This is a genomic window from Paenirhizobium cremeum (assembly GCF_022884085.1).
Lineage (GTDB): Bacteria > Pseudomonadota > Alphaproteobacteria > Rhizobiales > Rhizobiaceae > Allorhizobium > Allorhizobium cremeum.
Genome location: NZ_JAGGCS010000003.1, coordinates 281,783 through 302,761, shown reverse-complemented (window position 1 = coordinate 302,761; position 20,979 = coordinate 281,783). Strand labels below are relative to the sequence as shown.

At 61.1% G+C, this 20,979-nt stretch carries 19 protein-coding genes; 5 read left to right on the top strand and 14 right to left on the bottom strand.

The annotated features are described in order from the left end of the window. Positions 1-214: 214 nt before the first annotated feature. Positions 215-838 carry a GntR family transcriptional regulator gene (locus J5N58_RS07975; RefSeq protein WP_113442820.1) on the top strand — a complete coding sequence of 208 codons (624 nt, stop codon included), beginning with the start codon at positions 215-217 and terminating at the stop codon, positions 836-838. A 62-nt stretch (positions 839-900) separates the two neighbouring features. Here J5N58_RS07975 and J5N58_RS07970 read toward each other — a convergent pair whose 3' ends face one another. The 5 genes from J5N58_RS07970 to cysG form a co-directional block, all read right to left on the bottom strand. Beyond that, the gene (locus J5N58_RS07970) at positions 901-1,713 is read right to left on the bottom strand and encodes a ferredoxin--NADP reductase (protein ID WP_112830287.1); all 813 of its coding nucleotides are present in this window, start codon (positions 1,711-1,713) and stop codon (positions 901-903) included. 175 nt (positions 1,714-1,888) lie between these two features. Then, positions 1,889-2,401, bottom strand: a complete 513-nt coding sequence (locus tag J5N58_RS07965; RefSeq protein ID WP_113339648.1) for a DUF934 domain-containing protein — start codon at positions 2,399-2,401, stop codon at positions 1,889-1,891. Positions 2,402-2,411: 10 nt separating this feature from the next. Continuing rightward, positions 2,412-4,082: a nitrite/sulfite reductase gene (locus J5N58_RS07960; RefSeq protein WP_112830066.1), complete on the bottom strand. Its 1,671-nt coding sequence runs from the start codon at positions 4,080-4,082 to the stop codon at positions 2,412-2,414. 8 nt (positions 4,083-4,090) lie between these two features. After that, a complete protein-coding gene (locus J5N58_RS07955) occupies positions 4,091-4,405 on the bottom strand; it encodes a DUF2849 domain-containing protein (protein WP_112830067.1) in 315 nt (104 codons plus the stop codon). Position 4,406: 1 nt separating this feature from the next. Continuing rightward, entirely contained in the window at positions 4,407-5,846 is a 1,440-nt protein-coding gene (cysG, locus tag J5N58_RS07950; RefSeq protein ID WP_112830068.1) for a siroheme synthase CysG, read from the bottom strand. A 275-nt stretch (positions 5,847-6,121) separates the two neighbouring features. On the opposite strand from cysG, the gene J5N58_RS07945 reads away from it, so the two are divergent. Together J5N58_RS07945 and mazG are read left to right on the top strand one after the other, a co-directional pair. Continuing rightward, a complete protein-coding gene (locus tag J5N58_RS07945; protein WP_112830069.1) occupies positions 6,122-6,703 on the top strand; it encodes a deaminase in 582 nt (193 codons plus the stop codon). Positions 6,704-6,720: 17 nt separating this feature from the next. Further along, positions 6,721-7,557, top strand: coding sequence for a nucleoside triphosphate pyrophosphohydrolase (gene mazG, locus J5N58_RS07940; protein WP_112830070.1), 837 nt, complete (start codon positions 6,721-6,723; stop codon positions 7,555-7,557). 30 nt (positions 7,558-7,587) lie between these two features. On the opposite strand, the gene hflX is transcribed toward mazG, so the two are convergent. The 9 genes from hflX to dusB form a co-directional block, all read right to left on the bottom strand. Continuing rightward, positions 7,588-8,988 (bottom strand): GTPase HflX, encoded by a 1,401-nt coding sequence (hflX, locus tag J5N58_RS07935; RefSeq protein ID WP_244710475.1) that lies wholly within the window; start codon positions 8,986-8,988, stop codon positions 7,588-7,590. Next, positions 8,984-9,235 carry an RNA chaperone Hfq gene (hfq, locus tag J5N58_RS07930; RefSeq protein WP_099057781.1) on the bottom strand — a complete coding sequence of 84 codons (252 nt, stop codon included), beginning with the start codon at positions 9,233-9,235 and terminating at the stop codon, positions 8,984-8,986. Before hfq ends, hflX begins: the two co-directional genes overlap by 5 nt. Before the next feature lie 105 nt (positions 9,236-9,340). After that, the gene (locus J5N58_RS07925) at positions 9,341-10,204 is read right to left on the bottom strand and encodes a D-amino-acid transaminase (protein ID WP_113339515.1); all 864 of its coding nucleotides are present in this window, start codon (positions 10,202-10,204) and stop codon (positions 9,341-9,343) included. Between the two features lie 30 nt (positions 10,205-10,234). After that, positions 10,235-11,611 (bottom strand): Trk system potassium transporter TrkA, encoded by a 1,377-nt coding sequence (trkA, locus tag J5N58_RS07920; RefSeq protein WP_112830073.1) that lies wholly within the window; start codon positions 11,609-11,611, stop codon positions 10,235-10,237. Between the two features lie 59 nt (positions 11,612-11,670). Next, positions 11,671-13,035 (bottom strand): nitrogen assimilation response regulator NtrX, encoded by a 1,365-nt coding sequence (ntrX, locus tag J5N58_RS07915; RefSeq protein WP_112830074.1) that lies wholly within the window; start codon positions 13,033-13,035, stop codon positions 11,671-11,673. Then, complete coding sequence (locus tag J5N58_RS07910; protein ID WP_113339516.1) at positions 13,025-15,295, bottom strand: sensor histidine kinase NtrY-like; 2,271 nt, start codon at positions 15,293-15,295, stop codon at positions 13,025-13,027. Before J5N58_RS07910 ends, ntrX begins: the two co-directional genes overlap by 11 nt. Positions 15,296-15,486: 191 nt before the next feature. Next, the gene (ntrC, locus tag J5N58_RS07905) at positions 15,487-16,938 is read right to left on the bottom strand and encodes a nitrogen regulation protein NR(I) (RefSeq protein WP_113425780.1); all 1,452 of its coding nucleotides are present in this window, start codon (positions 16,936-16,938) and stop codon (positions 15,487-15,489) included. Further along, the gene (locus J5N58_RS07900; protein WP_112830077.1) at positions 16,938-18,071 is read right to left on the bottom strand and encodes a two-component system sensor histidine kinase NtrB; all 1,134 of its coding nucleotides are present in this window, start codon (positions 18,069-18,071) and stop codon (positions 16,938-16,940) included. The genes ntrC and J5N58_RS07900 overlap by 1 nt, the downstream gene beginning before the upstream one ends. Further along, complete coding sequence (gene dusB, locus J5N58_RS07895) at positions 18,068-19,093, bottom strand: tRNA dihydrouridine synthase DusB (RefSeq protein ID WP_113442823.1); 1,026 nt, start codon at positions 19,091-19,093, stop codon at positions 18,068-18,070. The genes J5N58_RS07900 and dusB overlap by 4 nt, the downstream gene beginning before the upstream one ends. A 165-nt stretch (positions 19,094-19,258) precedes the next feature. Here dusB and J5N58_RS07890 point away from each other — a divergent pair, with 165 nt between their 5' ends. Both J5N58_RS07890 and J5N58_RS07885 read left to right on the top strand, forming a co-directional pair. Then, the gene (locus J5N58_RS07890; protein ID WP_244710351.1) at positions 19,259-20,467 is read left to right on the top strand and encodes a bifunctional 2-C-methyl-D-erythritol 4-phosphate cytidylyltransferase/2-C-methyl-D-erythritol 2,4-cyclodiphosphate synthase; all 1,209 of its coding nucleotides are present in this window, start codon (positions 19,259-19,261) and stop codon (positions 20,465-20,467) included. After that, positions 20,464-20,961: a CinA family protein gene (locus tag J5N58_RS07885; RefSeq protein WP_113485949.1), complete on the top strand. Its 498-nt coding sequence runs from the start codon at positions 20,464-20,466 to the stop codon at positions 20,959-20,961. The genes J5N58_RS07890 and J5N58_RS07885 overlap by 4 nt, the downstream gene beginning before the upstream one ends. Positions 20,962-20,979 lie beyond the last annotated feature (18 nt).

Below are 20,979 nucleotides of genomic sequence, written 5' to 3'. Positions count from 1 at the left end.
TGGTCCAGACATGGCTATCTGCGCCGGAGAGCCGCAATAGAGGCCGTTAAACCGGGCTAAAATCCGCCTTACCCCCGGATTCCAGCGATACATCACCGCCTCAGGAATACGATAGAAGCTGTTGAAGACGGTGCCCATATGGCCTTGATATATCAGGACATCTTGCCGTCCCGATTGCGACATGGCAGTATTTGATATATCAGCGGAGGATGAAATGCCGAAACCTTCCGGCTCGCAAAGTCACCTTGCCTATCTCACGCTCGAGCAGCAGATCGTGACATTGAAGCTTGCACCGGGAGCGCTGGTGAACGAGCGGCAGTTGATCGAATTGTCGGGCTTCGGTCGCACGCCCGTGCGGGAGGCCATCCAGAAACTGGAATGGCAGGGTCTGATCGTCGTGAAGCCGCGGGTCGGCCTCCAGATATCGGAAATACACAACGAGGATCACCAGGCGATCATGGCGGTGCGGCGCCGGCTCGAACCCTATGCCGCAAGGCTCGTGACGGAACACGCGGACGACGCCCAGCGACTTTCCCTGGTGGAATGCGCCAAGGCGATGACGGCGGCGGCAGCGGCGGGCGATTTCGACGCTTTCTTCACCGCCGACAAACAGTTCGACGAAATCATCGAGGACGCCTGCCCCAACAGTTTCCTGATCTCGGCGCTGGCACCCCTGCTGTCCCACTCACGCCGCCTCTGGTTCGCCAAAGCCACCAACACCAAGATGGATCGCTCCGTGTCGCTACACGTCGCCGTCATCCGCGCTGTGCAGCAGGGCGACGGCAATGCGGCGGAAAGCGCAATGCTGGCCCTCATCGATTATCTCAGCGAAAACTGACGCCATGAAACGAAACGCCCGGCTCATGGCCGGGCGTTGTTTTCCTCGATCTCTTTCGGCGATCAGCCGACAAAAGCGCGTTCGATAACGAATTCCGCGGGCTTGTTGTTGGCGCCTTCGGTCAGGCCTGCCTTTTCGAGCAGGGCCTTGGTGTCTTTCAGCATCGCGGAGGAACCGCAGATCATTCCGCGATCAACAGCCGGATCCAGCGGCGGTACGCCAAGATCGGAATAGAGTTTGCCGCTCTCCATCAGGTCGGTTATGCGGCCTTGGAACGGATAGTCCTCACGCGTCACCGTGGCGTAGTGCTTGAGTTTGTCGCCGACGATCTCATTCAGGAATTCATGATTCCTGATCTCCTCGACCAGATCGAAACCATACTTCAGTTCGGCAACCTCACGGCAGGTGTGGGTGAGGATGACTTCCTCGAACTTCTCATAGGTCTCCGGATCGCGGATCAGGCTTGCGAAGGGAGCAATACCGGTCCCCGTGGAGAACATATAGAGGCGCTTGCCGGGGGTCAGCGCATCGAGCACCAGCGTGCCCGTCGGCTTCTTGCGCATCAGAACCCGGTCGCCCGGCTGAATGCGCTGAAGATGCTGGGTGAGCGGACCATCCGGAACCTTGATCGAGAAGAACTCCAGTTCCTCGTCCCAGGCCGGGCTCGCGATCGAATAGGCACGGTAGATCGGCTTCTCGCCCACCATAAGCCCGATCATGGCAAACTCGCCAGAGCGGAAACGGAAGCCGGCCGGACGGGTCATGCGGAAACGGAACAGACGATCGGTATAGTGCGTGACGCTGAGTACGGTCTCGGCATACACGCCTTCCGGCACGATCAGTTCGGCGTTGTCTGTCTTGGCAGGAGCATTCATAGGCTTGTCGATCCTATCCGTCTTTCGATCCAGTCGCGACAGCCTATAAACCAGACCGTCGCATTCCACAATTGCACCGGTATGAACTATCAATACCGATGCCATGCCTGATGGACATGGCGGCGTCCTTGATTTCCATCAAACGGGCGCCAATCACATAGGCTATTTCCTATATTTATGCACCAGCCGTGCCCAGGCGACGCCAACTGAAGCCGCCGGCAACGGTCGATGCCCGGGCAGCCGGCTGGTAGCGCTGGGCAATCCCCGGCAGGCGCCCCTCTTCCAGCCGCTTCAACGCCACGGCATTGGTGACCGCAAAGCTGTCGAAACCGGTCCGCAGCATCAAGGGTATCTGGTCGATCAGGACATCGCCCACGGCGCGCAGTTCGCCGGCAAAGCCCAGCCTCTGGCGCAGCAACGTCGCATGGCTGAAGCCGCGACCGTCATTGAACGCCGGAAATGCGACAGCAATCAGATCGATACGGTCGAGATAAGGCTCCAGCCGCTTCACGTCGTCGGCAGGCGCCACGAGGACGCCGAAACCGCCCTCATTGGTCTCGTCGGCGGCCGCGATCAGCGCTTCGAGGCCAAGCACGGGGCGCTCGCCGTCTCCAGCCTTGCGCTCCTCGGTCTCGATCACCCAGCGGTCGTTTTCGTCGAAACCGGTTTCCTTCCAGATCTTGCTCATTTCATATTCCTCAGGCGGCTTCGGCTGCTTCGCCGTAAAGGGCATCCTTGAAAGGCTTCGGACCGACCCGGCGATAGGCTTCGAGGAAGGTTTCCTTCGGATCGAGGCGCAGGCCGAGATAGGTATCGACGATCGTCTCTACAGCATCCGTCACCCTGTCCGGTTCGAAACCGCGGCCGATGATCTCGCCGATCGACGTGTTCTCATCGCCGGAACCGCCAAGCGTGATCTGATAGAGTTCCGCACCCTTCTTCTCGACGCCGAGCAATCCGATATGCCCGACATGGTGATGTCCGCAGGCATTGATGCAGCCGGAGATCTTGATCTTGAGCTCGCCGATCTCGGCCTGGCGGGCCGGAGAGCCGAAACGCCTTGAAATCTCCTGCGCAACCGGAATGGAACGTGCATTGGCCAGCGCGCAATAGTCAAGGCCGGGACATGCGATGATGTCGGTGATGAGGCCGGCATTGGCGGTCGCGAGACCGGATGCCTCCAGCGCCTGATAGACGCTGTAGAGATCGGCCAGCGCCACATGCGGAAGAATGAGGTTCTGCTCGTGGCTGACCCGGATCTCGTCCTGGGCGTAGCGTTCGGCAATGTCGGCGACCACATCCATCTGGCTGTCCGATGCATCGCCCGGCGTGCCGCCGATGGGCTTCAGCGAGATCGTTACCATGCCATAGTCGGGATGGGTGTGCGGTTGGACATTCTGGCTTGCCCAGGATGCAAAGGCCGCGTCGGCCTTTTTCGCGCGCGCCAGCGCTTCCCAGCCCTCCGGCCGATCGGGCAGAGACGGCGGAGCGAAATAGGTTTCGATGGCGCGGATATCGGCGTCGGGCAGCTTCAGCTCGCTATCGCGGATCTGGTCGAATTCCGCCTCGACCTGGCGCGTCAGTTCCTCGACGCCGGTTTCGTGAACAAGGATCTTGATGCGCGCCTTGTACTTGTTGTCGCGACGTCCATGCAGATTGTAGACGCGAACGATCGCCGTGACGTAGGTCAGCAGATCCTCTTCCGGGAGGAAGTCACGGATCTTCTTGGCGATCAGCGGCGTGCGGCCCTGCCCGCCCCCGACATAGACGGCGAAGCCGAGATTGCCGGCCTCGTCCTTCTTCAGGTGAAGGCCGATGTCGTGCACCTGGATCGCGGCGCGGTCGCGCGGCGCACCGGTGACGGCGATCTTGAACTTGCGCGGCAGGAAGGAGAATTCGGGATGAACCGAAGACCACTGGCGCAGGATTTCGGCATAGGGACGCGGATCGGCGACTTCGTCGGCGGCAGCACCGGCGAAATGGTCGGCCGTCACGTTGCGAATGCAATTGCCCGAAGTCTGGATGGCGTGCATCTCGACGCTTGCGAGATCCGCAAGGATATCGGGCGTATCGGAAAGCTTTGGCCAGTTATACTGGATATTCTGCCGCGTGGTGAAATGGCCGTAGCCACGGTCATACTTGCGGGCGATATGGGCCAGCATGCGCATCTGCCGTGAATTCAACGTACCGTAGGGAATGGCAACGCGCAGCATGTAGGCATGAAGCTGCAGGTAGACGCCATTCATCAGGCGCAGCGGACGGAAGGCATCCTCGGCGATCTCACCGCTCAGACGACGCTGCACCTGATCGCGAAACTGCTCGACACGAGCAGAAACGAAAGCGTGATCAAATTCATCGTAACGATACATGTCTGTCCTCAGGCGGCAATGAAATCGGGATCGGCATGGCCATGGCCGTCCGCATAGGCAATGGTGGGACCCTCGGCGCGGATGCGTTCGCGCAGGCGCAACGGCCAGAGCACACCATCCTTTTCCTCGACATCGATGACATTGACGTCAAGCACGATATTGCTGGCGAAGGACTGGCGGCCGGCTTCCTCGAGCGCGGCAATCGCTTCGTCATGCCGCGCGACGAAGGCATCCTGCAGTTTTTCCGTCCACTGGCCGTTGGCATCGAGCCAAACGGCGATGCCGTCGCCAAGGCGGTTGGCGGTCAAGACTTTCTGGGCCATGTCAGGTCCTCTCGAAGGGGGAAAGGCTGGCGATCTTGCCGCGCAGCGGTTCGGAACGGGAGAAATTGCCGCCGGCGACGGCGTCACCGATAATGACCATCACCGGGCCGGTCAACTCGGCGCGACCTTCCAGCACCGGCAACTCCTCCAGCGTGCCGTGAAGCAGGCGACTGTGAGCACGGCCGGCATTTTCGACGACAGCAACGGTGGTATCCGGGGCAAGACCTGCCGCCATCAGCCTTGTGGCGACGGAAGCTGCGACGCTGCGACCCATATAGACCGCGACGGTTGCGCCCGAGAGAGCGAGACGGGCCCAGTCGGGCAGCGTTTCGCCATGAAGATCATGCCCCGTGGTGAAGACCAGCGAGGAAGCAACCCCGCGAAGCGTCAGCGGCAGTTCGAAATCAGCAGCCGCAGCAAATGCCGAGGTGATCCCCGGCACGATTTCATAAGCTACGCCTGCAGCGCGAAGCGCCGCCATCTCCTCGCCGGCACGACCGAAGACCAGCGGATCGCCCGACTTCAAGCGAACGACGCGCTTGCCTTCGCGACCAAGCTCGACCAACAGGTCGTTGATTTCTTCCTGCGACTTGGAATGGCATCCCTTGCGCTTGCCGACGGCAATCCGGTCCGCATCTCGCCGTCCCATGTCGACGACCGCCTGGGGCACCAGCGCATCGTGCACGATGACATCGGCCTCCATAAGCAGCCTGTGCGCGCGCAGCGTCAGGAGATCTTCGGCGCCCGGACCGGCTCCGACAAGGAATACACGACCCGGTTCGCGCCCGCCACTCGCGGCGATCAAGCGTTCCGCATTGCGGCGGGCATCGGCGATGTTGCCCTCGCCGACGGCGTCGGCGACATCGCCGCTGAAGAACCGCCGCCAGAACTTGCGCCGCATCGTGCCGCGCGGAACGCTACGCTCGACGCTGGCACGAAACTCTTCCGCCAACCGGGCAAGGCGGCCGAGCGACCGCGGCAGGCGTCGGTCGATCTCGGCGCGGATCATTTGCGCCAGGACGGGTCCGGCGCCCTCGGTTCCAATGGCAACCGCAATCGGCGCGCGGTTGACCAGGGCGGGCGTGTAGAAATCGCAGAATTCAGGCTGATCGACCGCATTGGCCGGGATGCGGCGCGCACGGGCCGCAACAACAATCTTTCGGTCCTGCTCGGCGTCACCGGTTGCGGCGAAGACGAGAGCAGCCCCCTCGACCTGTCCGGGATGAAAAGACCGCGCCACCCGCTCGATGGCGTGCCGCGCCAGGAAATCCGCATAGTCAGCTTCCGGAGCGACAGTATGAGCGATGATGCGCGCCCTGGTATTGTTGAGCAGCCGCGCCTTGGCGAACGCTTCCGCGCCGTCGCCGAAAACGGCGACAGCGGCATCCTCGACCTTGAAGAAGGTCGGGAAAACCGAAAGCTTGTTGTGGCCTGCACCCATCGTCACGATCCAGTTGTCTAGCGAGCGCCAATATCACCTTTTTGGGCGGGAGATAGAAGAAACAGAAATCCCCAGCCGTTCGGCGCCGCACATTTCTTTGCTAGGCTTTCGACAGATGCGAGCAAAAGTCACCGGAGTGATAAATCCATAATTTCTATCGGTTAATTAGAATTTCATCTCTGAAAAAAGCTGGCGACAACCGATGTTTTTGCTTTCGACCCCCTTTGGGCGAAGATAGGATCGCACCGCAGCAAGCCATTGGGACACAGCCATATATGACGGATATCACTTCCCGCCTGCTCGATGTCATCGAGCACGACATCCTTCCACTAACGGAGGCCGGCGTTGCAGCCGGCAACAAGGTTTTCGGTGCGGCGATCCTCAGAAAATCCGACTTGTCGCTGGTGCTTGCGGAAACCAACAACGAACTGGAAAACCCGTTGTGGCACGGGGAAGTGCATACGCTGAAGCGCTTCTACGAACTCGGCGAGCGCCCCTCGACCAAGGATCTTATCTTCCTTTCGACCCACGAACCCTGCACCATGTGCATGTCGGCGATCACCTGGGCCGGTTTCGACAATTTCTATTACTTCTTCAGCCATGAGGACAGCCGCGACGCCTTCGCCATTCCGCACGACCTGAAGATCCTCAAGGAGGTCTTCGGGCTGGAGCCCGGCGGCTATCGCAAGTCGAACGCCTTCTGGAACTCCTATGCATTGTCGGATCTGGTGGCCGTAAAGGACACGGCGGAACGGGAGAGCCTGACGGAACAGTCCAGGCGCATTCGCGCGGTCTATGATCGCCTCTCCGGGCAGTATCAGTCCGGGAAATCGGACAACGACATTCCGCTCAACTGAGCAGGCAGGACGACCGCATGGAACCCTCCAAGGACATCTCGCGCCTGATCGAGATCATGGCCGCACTTCGCGACCCCGAGACCGGGTGCCCGTGGGATATCGTGCAGACCTTCGAGACCATCAAGCCGTATACGGTCGAAGAGGCATACGAGGTTGCCGACGCCATCGAGCGCAACGATCCCGACGATCTCTGCGAGGAACTGGGCGACCTGTTGCTACAGGTGGTTTTCCATGCGCGCATGGGTGAAGAGGCAGGCCTTTTCTCGTTCGGTGACGTGGTCGAGGCCATCACGCGAAAGATGATCCGCCGGCATCCGCACGTCTTCGCCGTCTCCGACGCGGACACGCCGGAAAGCGTGAAGGCCCAATGGGATGAGATCAAGCGGCAGGAAAAGCGTGAACGAGCCGAACGGCGAGCGCTGCGCGGCACGGCCGAACACGACGTGAAGGCCGGTCATCTCGGCGACGTACAGAGGAGTTTCCCGGCACTCACCGAAGCGTTGAAGCTGCAGGAACGCGCGGCCAAGGTCGGCTTCGACTGGTCGGAACCGGAACCGATCCTCGACAAGATCGAGGAGGAAATCGCCGAACTGCGCGAGGCGCTGGCGGAGGGAAAGCCGGAAAAGATCACCGACGAACTCGGCGACCTGATCTTCGCCCTCGTCAACATCGGACGCCATGTGGATGCCGATCCGGAACAGGCACTGCGTGGAACGAATACCAAGTTCCGTCGCCGTTTCAGTTATATAGAAAATTCTCTTAAAGAGAATTCTGAAACACTGGAGGATGCCACTCTGGAGCGTATGGAAGAACTCTGGCAGGCGGCGAAGGCGATCGAGCGGCAACTCGACTGACGCTCAAATACGCACCTGCAGAGTGCCGCCTCAACGCTCCCAGTCTTCCTTTTCCCGCTTCGGGCCGCCGCCGAGCTTGCGCTCCAGTTCCAGCGCCTGATGTTCCGTAAGGCGCAGGTCGAGACTGACGGTGCCGTCTTCGTGGTCTTCGCGATTGTCGACGATGGCATTTTCATAGGCCCAGGAAATCAGCGCATGCTTGTCCGCCGGAACGACGACTGTCGTTTCCGTCAGGACACCCGAAAGGCGTTCGGAAATCACGTCCATCAGACGGTCGACGCCTTCGCCGGAGATGGCTGAGGCGGGAATGACGTTGTCCCGGCTCTGCGCCTTCTGCAGGATCGCGTCATGGCTTTCGGGATCGAGGCGGTCGATCTTGTTCCAGACCTCGATGATGCGCTCCGCCCTCTCCTTCTCGTCAATGCCGAGATCATCGAGGATGCGTAGCACGTCGCTGGCCTGAGCCGGGTTGTCCGGATCGGACATGTCGCGCACATGCAGGATCAGGTCCGCTTCAAGCACCTCTTCGAGCGTAGCGCGGAAGGCGGCAACCAGATGGGTCGGCAGGTCGGAGATGAAACCGACCGTATCGGACAAGATGACGGTGCGGCCATGCGGTAGCTTCATGCGGCGAAGCGTCGGATCGAGCGTCGCAAACAGCATGTCCTCGGCCAGAACGCCCGCGCCGGTGATACGGTTGAACAGCGTCGATTTGCCGGCGTTGGTGTAGCCGACCAGCGCCACGATCGGATGCGGCACCTTGCGGCGCTTGGCACGATGAAGCTGGCGCGTGCGAACGACCTGTTCCAGTTCGCGCTCGAGCCGGACGATACGGTCCTGCAGCAGCCGGCGGTCGGCTTCGATCTGGGTTTCACCCGGACCGCCCATGAAACCCGCACCACCGCGCTGGCGCTCAAGGTGGGTCCAGCTTCGGACCAGACGGCCCTTCTGGTAGTTAAGATGGGCGAGTTCGACCTGAAGCGTGCCCTCCTTGGTGGAAGCGCGGCGGCCGAAGATTTCCAGAATGAGGCCGGTGCGGTCGATGACCTTGGCGCGCCATTCTTTTTCGAGATTGCGCTGCTGCACCGGCGTCAGGGGATGATCCACAATCACGAGGCCGGCATTGTGCTCATCGAGAAGCGCCGAGACTTCCTCGATCTTGCCGGTTCCGAGAAGCGTCGCCGGGCGTGGCTGGTTGACGGGCACGATGATGCCTTCGGCGATCGTCAGGTCGATGGCCCGTGCAAGGCCGATCGCCTCCTCAAGCCGGCTTTCGTTGGAACGCGTGGGAGCCGCTGTGTCGCCGCCTGCCCCGCTCCGCGCCTGCTTGAGAACGGGAAGGATGACCACGGCACACATGTCATCCCGGTGCTTTTCATCGTCCGGGATGATCGAGTCGTTTTTCGTGTCGCGAGTGGTTATGGCTTCAATCCTGTGACGAAGCGTTGTCTTCGCTTTCGAACATCTGCATGGGCTGACCCGGCATGATGGTCGAAATGGCGTGCTTATAGACCAGTTGCGAATGGCCGTCACGACGCAGCAGAACGCAGAAATTGTCGAAGGAGGTCACCACGCCCGTCAGCTTGACGCCATTGATCAGGAAAATGGTCAACGAAATCTTCTGCTTGCGGACGGTGTTGAGAAATAGATCCTGCAGATTCTGAGAACGTTCCGCCATGGCGCCGCTTCTTTCTTTCTTGCCGGTTCATTGACCGGTATAATTATTGTTCAAGCTTATCAGCCGAGTAGGGACTGTCCCTGTCCCTTTACCGTGAAGTTGGTATCAAATCGCCGTCTTTTCCGCAATCTCGAAAAAGGCGCTCCGGATTTTCTCCGAAACCGTCCCGGGATGCCCGTTTGCGATGGAAAAACCGTCGATTTCGACGATAGGGAAGCAGATACTCGTCGCTGCCGTAATGAAGACCTCGCGCGCGCCTAGCATTTCCTCGCGCGAAAATTCTCTTTCGCGGATCGAGATTCCCAGAACCGCGGCCACGTCCATCAGCGTTGTGCGGGTGATACCGCGCAGGATACCGTGTTCCGCCGGGCGGGTAACGAGGTGACCGTCGGCATCGACGATCCAGACATTGGTGGCAGCCCCCTCGGTCACCATGCCGCGGGTATCGACGAAGATCGCCTCCTGCGCACCGGCCTCCTTCGCCGACTGGCGGGCGAGCGCGTTGGGCAGCAGGCCGACGGTCTTGATATCCACCCGATCCCAGCGATTGTCCGGCAGCGTGATCGCCTTGATGCCGGCGGCATTCTTGCGCGCGATGACCGACGGATCGGTGCTTTTGGCCGTCACCACCAGCGATGGAGGCGTATCGGCCGACGGGAAGACGTGATCGCGCCTTGCAACGCCGCGCGTCACCTGCAGATAAAACAATCCGTTGCGCACGTGATTGCGGCGGGCAACCTCACGGATGACCTGCACCAGGGCTGCACGGGACATCGGAAAACGAATGCCGATCTCGGAAAGCGACCGGTCGAGCCGGTCGAGATGCCGCGTGAGATCGACGATCATTCCATGACGAATTTCGCAGACCTCATAGACGCCATCGGCGAACTGATAACCGCGGTCCTCGATATGAACGCATGCTTTGCTGTGCGGGACATAGCGACCGTTGACATAGGCAATTCTCGGCATGGCGGCCTTCCGGAAAAACAGACTTGAATATTAGAAGTACTGGATGGAAACGCGAAACATCTGTTCGACGTCGCGTACGGCTTCGGCGGATGCGAACAGTACGACCCTGTCCTTTGCCTTGATCCTTGTGTCTCCGTTGGGCCGGATCACCGCCTTGTCGCGATAGATCGCTCCAATTCTCAGGCCCGGCGGGAGGTCGAGATCGCGGAAAGGGCGCCCCACCAGAGGCGACGTTTCGAGCGCCTCCGCTTCGATCACTTCCGCCATGCCCTTCTGCACGGCATAGACGGAACGAATGCGTCCCTTACGGACATGCTGGAGGACGCGAGAGATCGTCACCGCCCGTGGATTGATGTGGGCGTCGATCCCGATGCCGGCAACCAGTTCCTGGAACCCCGGATTGTTGATAAGCGCCATGCTGGAGCGGCAGCCCATGCGCTTGGCCATGGCGGCTCCGAGGATATTGACCTGGTCGCTGTTGGTGAGGGTCACCATCAGATCGGCATCCTGGATATCGGCCTGCTGGAGAATGGCCTGATCGAGGGCGGACCCGTGAAGAACGATCGTATTCTTCAACTGCTCGGATATGGCCAGCGCGCGGTCACGATCGTTTTCGAGGATCTTGATCCTCGTCCTGGGCTGCATCTGCTCGATGGTGCGGGCGACGTAGTGGCCGATATTGCCCCCGCCCGCGATGACGATGCGGCCTGCCTCCTGTTCCTCGTGCCCAAACAGGCTGAGCGTCCGGCGCGTATGGTCGCGCTGGCAAATGACATAGGCAAGGTCGCCGACGAGCAACTGATCGTTCGACTGTGCAACCTGCAGCCTGCCATTGCGGTAGATCGCGGTGACAGTTGCCATCAGATCGGGAAACAGCTGGCTCAACTGGTGCAGCGGCGTGTTGAGGACCGGACAATCCTCCATGCACTCGATAGCCACCATGGCGATATGGTCGTCGGCGAAGCGGACGATATCGGTGGCGCCCGGAAAGGAAATGCGCCGCAGGACCATCTTGCCGACCTCGATCTCGGGAGAAATCGTCACGTCGATCGAGATGTGCTTGCGGCTGAAGAGATCCGCATATTCCGGCTGCATGTAGTTCTGCGCCCGGATGCGGGCAATCTTCGTCGGCACGTTGAAGAGCGCATGCGCGACCTCGCAAGCGACGATGTTCACCTCGTCGTAAAGCGTGACCGCGATAATCATGTCGGCCTGGTCGGCGCCGGCCCTTGCCAGCATGTCCGGATGGGCGCCGTGGCCGACATAGCCGCGGACATCCAGCGTCTCGGTGATATGCGTGACCAGCGACGCGGAGGTGTCGATGACGGAGACGTCGTTGTCCTCCTGGGACAGTCGCTCAGCGATGCCGTAGCCGACCTGTCCCGCCCCGCAGATGATGACCTTCATGATGCCCCTTCAAGCGATCGGATGTGCGGGAAATCCGCCGGAACCGCCCGCCGCATGTCTTATACGCCGAGCGACTTCAGTTTGCGATGAAGCGCCGACCGCTCCATGCCCACGAATTCGGCCGTACGCGAAATATTGCCGCCAAAGCGGTTGATCTGCGCGATCAGGTAGTCGCGCTCGAACATCTCGCGCGCCTCCCGCAAGGGCAGCGTCATGATGTGGGTATCGTTGCGCGCCGAAACCTTGGGCAGCATATCGGAGAGATCCTGCGGCAGCATCTCGGCGGAGATCGGCGTGTCGGGGCTGTCCCCCTGCACGAGAATCATCAGCCGTTCGATATTGTTGCGAAGCTGCCGGATATTGCCGGGCCAGTCGTTGGCCTGCAGGACGGCCATGGCGTCTTCGCCGATCCGCCGCTGGCGAATGCCGGCCTGTTCCGATATCTGGCGCATGAACATATCGACCAGGAAGGGAATGTCCTCCCGCCTCTCCGCCAGGGCCGGAACCTTGATCGGCACAACGGCAAGCCGGTGGAAAAGATCCTCCCTGAAGCGGCCCTCGGCGATCATGCCCTCGAGGTTGTAGGCCGAGGACGAGATGATGCGAACATCGACCTTGACCCGCTTGGAGCCACCGACCCGCTCGAACTGCTGCTCGACCAGAACCCGGAGAATCTTATTCTGGGTCTCGCGCGGCATTTCGCCGATCTCGTCAAGATAGAGGATGCCGCGATGCGCCTCCTCCAGCGCGCCGATGCGGCGCGGCTGGCCCGGCGTGCCCTCGGTTCCGAAGAGTGCGATTTCCATGCGGTCCGGCGTGATCGCCGCTGCATTCAGCGTCACGAAAGGGCCGCCCGCACGGCTGGAGCGTTTATGGATCATGCGCGCGACCAGTTCCTTGCCGGAGCCGGAGGGGCCGAAGATCATGATGCGGCTATTGGTCGGCGCCACCTTCTCGATGGTCTGGCGAAGCTGCGAGACCGCGACGGAGGTGCCGATCAGTTCGACCGCATCGCCCGTGCGCTTCTTCAGTTCGGAGACCTCGCGCTTGAGCTTGGAGTTTTCCAGCGCCCGCTCCGCGATCAGGATCAACCGGTCCGCCTTGAACGGTTTTTCGATGAAGTCGAACGCACCGCGTTTGATCGCGGAAACGGCAGTCTCGATATTGCCGTGACCGGAAATCATCACGACGGGAAGATCCGGATGCCGTGTCTTGATCTCGTCCAGAAGAGACAGGCCGTCCAGCCGACTGCCCTGCATCCAGATGTCGAGGAAGACAAGGCGCGGCACACGGTCGGAAATCGCGGCCAGTGCGCTGTCGGCATCGTGGGCGGTGCGGGTTTCATGCCCTTCGTCGCTGAGGATGCCGGATACGATTTCGCGGATATCCTCTTCGTCGTCGACTACCAGAATATCAGAGGCCATAGACCTTTTCCTTATCGCTTTCATTGTCCATGGCGGTCGTCGCTTCGAGCCGCGGCAGAAGGATGCGGATCATCGCGCCCCTACCCCGGTCGAAATCGGCGGGAGCGTCATGCAGCTCCAACTGACCGCCATGTTCTTCAATAATCTTCTTGACGATGGCGAGGCCGAGGCCTGTGCCCTTCTCGCGCATCGTCATGTAAGGCTCGAGAATGCGGTGCCGGTTTTCCACCGGAAGGCCGCGGCCATTGTCGATCACGTCGACAACGAAACGGTCCTGTTGGTGATCGAAAGACGAGCGCACCATGATCTTGCCGCCATCCGGCAGGTCCTCGCTCGGCACGGCCTCAATCGCCTCGACGGCATTCTTGATGAGATTGCCGACGGCCTGCGCCAGCATCCTGGCATCGAAGCTGCCCTGCAGTGGCTCATCGCCGAATTCGCGGATGAACCGGATACCGTGGGTGCCCATCTCGCGCAAGAAGACGGCGTCGCGCAGGACGTCTCGAAGATCGGAACTCTGCTTGGCTGGCTTCGGCATGCGGGCAAAGGCGGAAAACTCGTCAACCATGCGCCCGATATCCTCCACCTGCCGGACGATGGTATCCGTGCACTGGTCGAAGACGGCGCGATCGTCTTCGGCAATCTGCTTGCCGTAGCGCCGCTTCAGGCGTTCGGCGGAGAGCTGGATCGGGGTGAGCGGGTTCTTGATTTCATGCGCGATGCGGCGCGCCACATCGGCCCATGCGGTGGAACGCTGGGCGATAACGAGATCGGTGATATCGTCGAGCGTGATGACGTAGGAATCCTCGGACCCGCGGGTTTCCTCGCGCGTGACCTGAACGTTCAGCGTCCGTTCCTTGCCGCCCCGCATCAGATTGATCTGCTCGCGATATTCGCCGCGATGGCGAACGGCGGCTTCCGCCAAGACCCGGTCCACCTCTGGCGCAACCAGGCTCAGCTTCTGACCGATCAACTCCTCGGAAGCCGTTGCCAGGAAATATTCGGCGGAGGGATTGACGATGGTGATGACGCCGTTGTCCTCGACACCGATGACCGCCGCCGTCACGCCCGAGAGCACGGCCTCGATGAAACGCCGGCGGTCGTCCACCTCGTCCTTGGCCTCCAGGATTTCGTCACGCTGGCTGCGGATCTGGGTAATCATCTTGTTGAAGGTTCGCGACAGACTGCCGACGTCGCCGTCTGCGGAGCGAACCGGAACGATCACGTTCATATTGCCCGAAGCGACGTTGTCGGCCGCCCCGATCAACAGCCGGATCGGCCGGACGATGCGGTCGGCAACGGCAATCGCCGTCCAGATTGCTGCGAGCAGCACGATCAGCGCGAAACCGAGATAAAGAATGGCGAAGGCGATCTGCAGCGTGGTGCGGCCATCCTCCATCGCCTTGTATTCGGCGGTGTTTTCTTCCATCAGCCGCATCGCCGACATGACCTTCGGATCAACCGCGCGGATCGTGTAGAGGAAGGTGCCGGAAATCGATTCGAGCTTGATGATCGCACCGACGAGGTTGGTGACGCCCGGCGGGATGAGCGTCGGCTGACCCGCAGCCGCACTTTCCAGGGCGTCCTTCGGAATGGCCGGCAGCGGCTTGTCGGTGGCAATATCGGCCTGCGTGATCGCCGAACCGTCCTGGCGAACGAGGAAGGCGCCCAGCATTCCCCGCCCCTTCGTCTGCCGTGTCAGAAGCTGAACGAAGCCGGTTCGGTCCAGATAATAGAGGGCGCGATTGCGCTCCAGGTCGTTGGCCATCGAAATGGTCTGGCCCTGAAGGTAGCTGGCGTTTTCCAGCATGTAGGCCTGGGCGACGTTCATCGACGACGAGACGATCGACTGGGTTCGTAGCGAAAACCAGCGATCGAGGCCAACGTTCAGCGTGATACTCGCGAATATCGCGACGAGAATCGCCGGCGTGATGGCAACGATCGAGAACAGCACCACGATGCGGACATGAAGGCGGGCTGCGGCGCGGCCGCGCGTACGGGCTTTAAAGAGCCGCGTCACCTCGCGGCCGATGAGAAACATCAGACCGACGATGAAAAGCGAATTGACAATCGCCGAGGCAATCAGAACCTCGGAGGTCGGCTCGATGGGCGTCAGACCCAGCAGAACGGGTAGCGTGAACACGGCGCAGGCCAGCGCCCCGCCGGCAACCACGAGGCCCGGCAAGGCAAAGGACGCCCGACGCTCATGCGCCGTCGCGGCGTCGTTCTCCGTTACGGACGCGGCCATTCGACCGACCATGAAAACTCCCGCGCCCTGCCTGCAGAGCCCAAATCGATGCTGCGCCTCGGACCGGCCCGGAAAGGCCGATCACCTCATCGCGTCGCCCCGATATCCCGACCCTGTCAAACCGGCAGGACCGGAGCACGCCGAGGCTTCGTGACTTTTGAGCAACGCAATGTGGCGAAATTGCAACGGGCCTTGCAGCTTTGTCAAGCCGAGCGGGAACTGCGATAGACCGAGACCCCCAGTTCCCTGATCTTCTTGCGCAACGTATTGCGGTTCAGTCCGAGAAGATCGGCGGCCTTGATCTGATTGCCGCGCGTTGCTGTGAGTGCTGCAAGAATCAGGGGATATTCCATCTCGGTGAGCACGCGCTCATAGAGGCCGGAAGGCGGCAAAGCGTCACCGAAGCTTGCGAAATAACTTCGCATGTTCTCCTCGACGGCTTGCGAAATCGTCATGGAACCGGCGGGCACGCCGACCTTGGCGATCGGGCTGTCGGCGATATCGGACCGCAGTTCCTGCTCGACGATCTCGCGCGAAATCACGTCCTGCGGGTAAAGTGCCATGAGACGGCGAACGACGTTTTCGAGTTCGCGCACGTTGCCCGGCCAGGCATAGGCCTTCATCACTTCCAGCGCCTCGTTGTCGAATCGCTTGGAATCGAGCCCTTCCTTTTCGCCCTGCTGAATGAAGTGGCGCACCAGATCGGGAATATCCTCCGCGCGGTCACGAAGGGGGGGCAGGCGCAGCGGCACCACGTTCAGGCGATAATAGAGGTCCTCGCGGAAGAGGCCCTGATTGATGGAATGCTTCAGGTCCTTGTTGGTCGCGGCGACGATCCGGACATCGGTGCGGATCGGCGTACGTCCGCCGACCGTCGTGTATTCGCCCTGCTGCAGGACACGCAGAAGACGGGTCTGCGCATCCATCGGCATGTCGCCGATTTCGTCGAGGAAAAGCGTGCCGCCCTCGGCCTGTTCGAAACGGCCGGTCGAGCGCGTCTGCGCGCCCGTAAAGGCGCCCTTTTCATGGCCGAACAGTTCCGATTCGATGAGATCCCGCGGGATCGCAGCCATATTGATGGCGACGAAGGGACCGTTGCGGCGCTTGCCGTAGTCATGAAGCGCCCGCGCGACAAGTTCCTTGCCGGTACCGGATTCACCGGTAATCATCAGCGTCAGGTCGGTTTGCATCAGGCGCGCGAGAACGCGGTAGATTTCCTGCATGGCGGCTGACCGGCCGACCAGCGGCATGCCGTCCTGCATATCGTCGTCGAGGCGGGCCGGTTTCTTCTTCGGTTCGGCCAGCGCCCGGCCGATGATGGCGATCAGTTCCGTCAGATCGAAGGGCTTCGGCAGGTAGTCATAGGCACCTTTTTCCGAGGCCTTGATGGCCGTCATGAAGGTGTTCTGGGCACTCATCACCAGCACAGGCAGGTCCGGGCGCGCCTTCTTGATGCGCGGCAGAAGGTCGAAAGCATTCTCGTCGGGCATTACGACGTCGGTTACGACAAGATCTCCCTCGCCTGCGGACACCCAACGCCACAAGGTGGCGGCATTGGAGGTGATCCGGACCTCGTAACCGGCACGGGTCAGGGCCTGGTTCAATACGGTGCGAATGGCTGCGTCGTCATCAGCGACAAGGATCGTTGCAGTCATCAGAGACTTCCTGTGGATTTCGCCGGGGTTTCTTCATCAAGCGGGATGTCCTTGGAAACGGGCATCAGCACGCGGAAAGTGGTACGGTTCGCCTGGCTATCGCATTCCACGATGCCGCCATGGCCGCCGATGATCTTGGCGACCAGCGCCAGCCCGAGGCCGGAACCGTTGGTCTTGGTGGTAATGAAAGGGTCAAAGAGATGGGGCAAGAGGTCCGCCGGCACGCCGGGGCCGTTGTCATGCACACAGAATTCGAGCGGCAGGGAGATTTTCTCGCGCGAGCCGGCGACCGAAAGACGGATACCGGGCCGATAGGCCGTGGTGAGCTGAATCTCGCCGTCCGGCCGGTCTCCGATCGCCTCGGCGGCGTTCTTGATGAGATTGAGGAAGACCTGCACCAGTTGATCCCGATTGGCGTAGACCGGCGGCAATGACGGGTCATAGTTTTCGGTGATGCGGATATTGCGGGCAAAACCGGCCCTTGCAATCGCCTTTACATGGTCCAGCACGGAGTGGATGTTAAGCGATACGCGGTCGACAGGCCGTTCGTCGGAAAACACCTCCATGCGGTCGACCAGGGAGACGATACGGTCCGTCTCGTCGCAGATCAGCCGGGTCAGAGCGCGATCCTCATCGGTGACCGAACTCTCGAGCAGTTGGGCGGCACCGCGGATGCCGGACAGCGGGTTCTTGATTTCATGCGCGAGCATCGAGGCCAGGCCGGTGACCGAACGGGCAGCCGCACGATGGGTCAGTTGCCGGTCGATCTTGTCGGCCATGGAGCGTTCCTGGAAGACGATCACCACGTCTCCGGGCTGGTTCACCACCGGCGCCACATAAAGATCCACCAGCTTGTCCTGCCCCAGGCGGGGCGAACTCAGATCCACCCGGTACTCGTTGACCGGAGCGCGACGTTCGCGCACCTGATCGATCAACGACAGAAGCGGACTGCCGAACGGAATGAAGGTGGAAAGCCGATAACGGGAAAGATGCGCCGCGCTGGCGCCGAAAAAGGCTTCCGCCTCCCAATTGGCGAAGGCGATCAACCCTTCCGCATCGACCATCACGACGGGATTCTGGATGGCGTTGAGCACGGCCATCGCAAGCCCGTTGCCGCCATTGTTCGCGTTCATGCGGCCTCCTGTCGGCGGGCAGAGGTGGATAGTCCGTCGGACAGCACGCTGAAAAGCGTTTCCGATACGAAACCGGCGTCCTTCGACGTCATGATTTCTCCCTTGATGGCGGCGGAAACCCCGGGCGCGAAGCGCTCGATATACCAACCGACGTGTTTGCGTGCATGCCTTACGCCGACGTCACGCCCGTAATGAACGAGCATCGCCTCGTAGTGCTCGCGGACAATAGCGGGAATGGCGGCAGGCTCCGGGCCGGAATTGCCGGCGAGCCATCCGGCGTGCCAGGGCCGTCCCTGACACGCCCGGCCGACCATCACCGCATCCGCTCCGGACCGGCGCAGGATTTCCAAGGCATCCGCGCGCGTCTCCACATCGCCATTGGCCACCAGAGGAACAGATACGACCTCGCGTACCCGCGCTATCGCATCCCAATCGGCCCTGCCTTCGTAGAACTGCATGCGCGTCCGGCCATGCACGGTAATCATCCTCACGCCGATATCCTCCGCCCTGCGGGCGATCTCGGGCGCGTTGATGGAATTTTTGTCCCAGCCCAACCGCATCTTCAACGTCACAGGAACCCTGACCGCCCTCACCGTCGCCTCTACCAGCGACAGGGCGTGATCCGGATCGCGCATCAATGCCGAACCGGAATATCCGCCCGTCACCTTCTTGGCCGGGCAACCCATATTGATATCGATGATGTCGGCGCCATTGGCTTCGGCGATGCGGGCCGCCTCGCCCATCCAGTAGGCTTCACGACCGGCAAGCTGAACCATGTGCGGATCGATATCGGCGCCTTGAAGGCGTGACCAGGATTCGGCTGCGTTGTGGGCAAGTTCGCGACTCGCCACCATCTCGGTCACGACGAGCCCCGCCCCGCTTCGCCATGCCAGCTGGCGAAAAGGCAGATCGCTGACGCCGGACATCGGAGCCAGAATCACGCGATTGCGTATCGCGACCGACCCGATCTCGAATGGCGTATGCAGCGCAACAGAACTCAAATGACTATCTTTCGGGCACACTTCGAATTTGCACTATTTTTAGACAGAGTTTGCGCGCTTGCCAAGAGAAATCCGTGGGGCCGCGATAAAAATTCGGGCAAATGCTGGAAAAAACGAAGGCCAGCCGATAGACCACGCTTGCGAATTTTTTGTGTCGTTCTTCTTTTACACAGGTCGGTCGCTGCAATGCAACAACGCGAAGTTGCCTCTATCGGTATCATTGTCGTGGCAGCGGGACGCGGCGAACGGGCTGGCGCCTCGGTCGAGGGGCCGAAACAATATCGCAGGATCGGCGGCAGGCCGGTCATAGCCCATACGCTGGAAAAATTCCTTTCCTGGGAGAGATCGGGTCCCATCATTGCCGTCATCCATCCGGATGACCAGGAACTCTTTGAAAACGTGCGACTTTCTCTTCGCAAGGGAGAAACCGTCCACGCGGTGACAGGCGGAGCCACCCGTCAGCAATCCGTGCTGGCGGGCCTGCGCGCCCTCTCCGAACTTCAGGCCAGTCACGTGATGATCCACGATGCGGTACGCCCATTTTTGGACGATGCGCTTCTCAACCGTGTGGCGACCCTGCTCGATTCCGGAGAGAGCGGCGTGTTGCCGGTCATGCCTGTCACCGACACCTTGAAGCGGGGCAGTGCCGACAAACATGTCGTCGAAACCGTCTCCCGCGCAGGTCTTTTTGCCGCCCAGACTCCCCAGGCCTTCGCGCTACCTCTGATTCTCGACGCCCATGAGAGGGCGGCCGCAGACGGACGCAGCGATTTTACCGACGACGCCTCGATCGCGGAATGGGCCGGCATCCCCGTCCTTCTGGCGGAAGGCTCTCCCGACAATGTCAAACTCACCGTGAAAAGGGATATCGCCATGGCCGATGCGAGGCTTTCGAGTGCCCTGCCCGACGTTCGAACCGGCAACGGATACGATGTGCATCAACTTGAGCCCGGCGACGGGGTGACGCTCTGCGGCGTCTTCATCCCGCACGACCAGAAGCTCAAGGGCCATTCCGATGCCGACGTGGCGCTGCATGCGCTGACGGATGCATTGCTCGCCACCTGTGGGGCCGGCGATATCGGCGATCACTTTCCGCCATCCGATCCCCAGTGGAAGGGCGCGCCATCGCGGATCTTTCTGGAGCATGCGGCCCGCATCGTTCGCGAGAACGGCGGAACGATCATGAACGCCGATATCTCCCTCATTGCCGAAGCCCCCAAGGTCGGTCCGCACAGGCAGTCCATGCGCGAGAAGCTCTCGGAGATGCTGGGGATCTCGCTTGAACGTTGTTCCGTCAAGGCGACAACGAACGAGAAGATCGGCTTCGTTGGACGCGGCGAAGGCATTGCCGCCATCGCCACGGCAACGGTGGTCTACGGGGAAAAGTCGAAATGACGATCTTTCCCGACGATATCGAAGTTTCAGCCACGCGCCTCATCGGCGATTTCTCGGCGCGGGGACTGACGCTTGCGACAGCCGAATCCTGCACGGGCGGGCTGATCGCCGGCGCCCTCACGGAGGTATCCGGCTCCTCGACAGTCGTCGACCGCGGTTTCGTCACCTATTCCAATCAGGCGAAAACCGACATGCTCGGCGTATCCCCGGAAGTCCTGTCACGTTTCGGCGCGGTGTCGCGCGAGACGGCGCTGCAGATGGTGGACGGCGCCCTGCGACGCTCGGGGGCCAATATTGCGGTCGCCGTTACGGGTATTGCCGGACCGAGCGGCGGCACGGCGGACAAGCCGGTCGGCCTCGTGCATCTGGCGGCCAAGAACCAGACGGGGCTGCTGGTCCATCGCGAGATGCGTTACGGCGATATCGGCCGCACGGAAATACGGCTTGCCACGGTTCGAACGGCCTTCGAACTGCTTGTCGCGGTCGCCGGCTGACACGGACGGCAGGCCAAA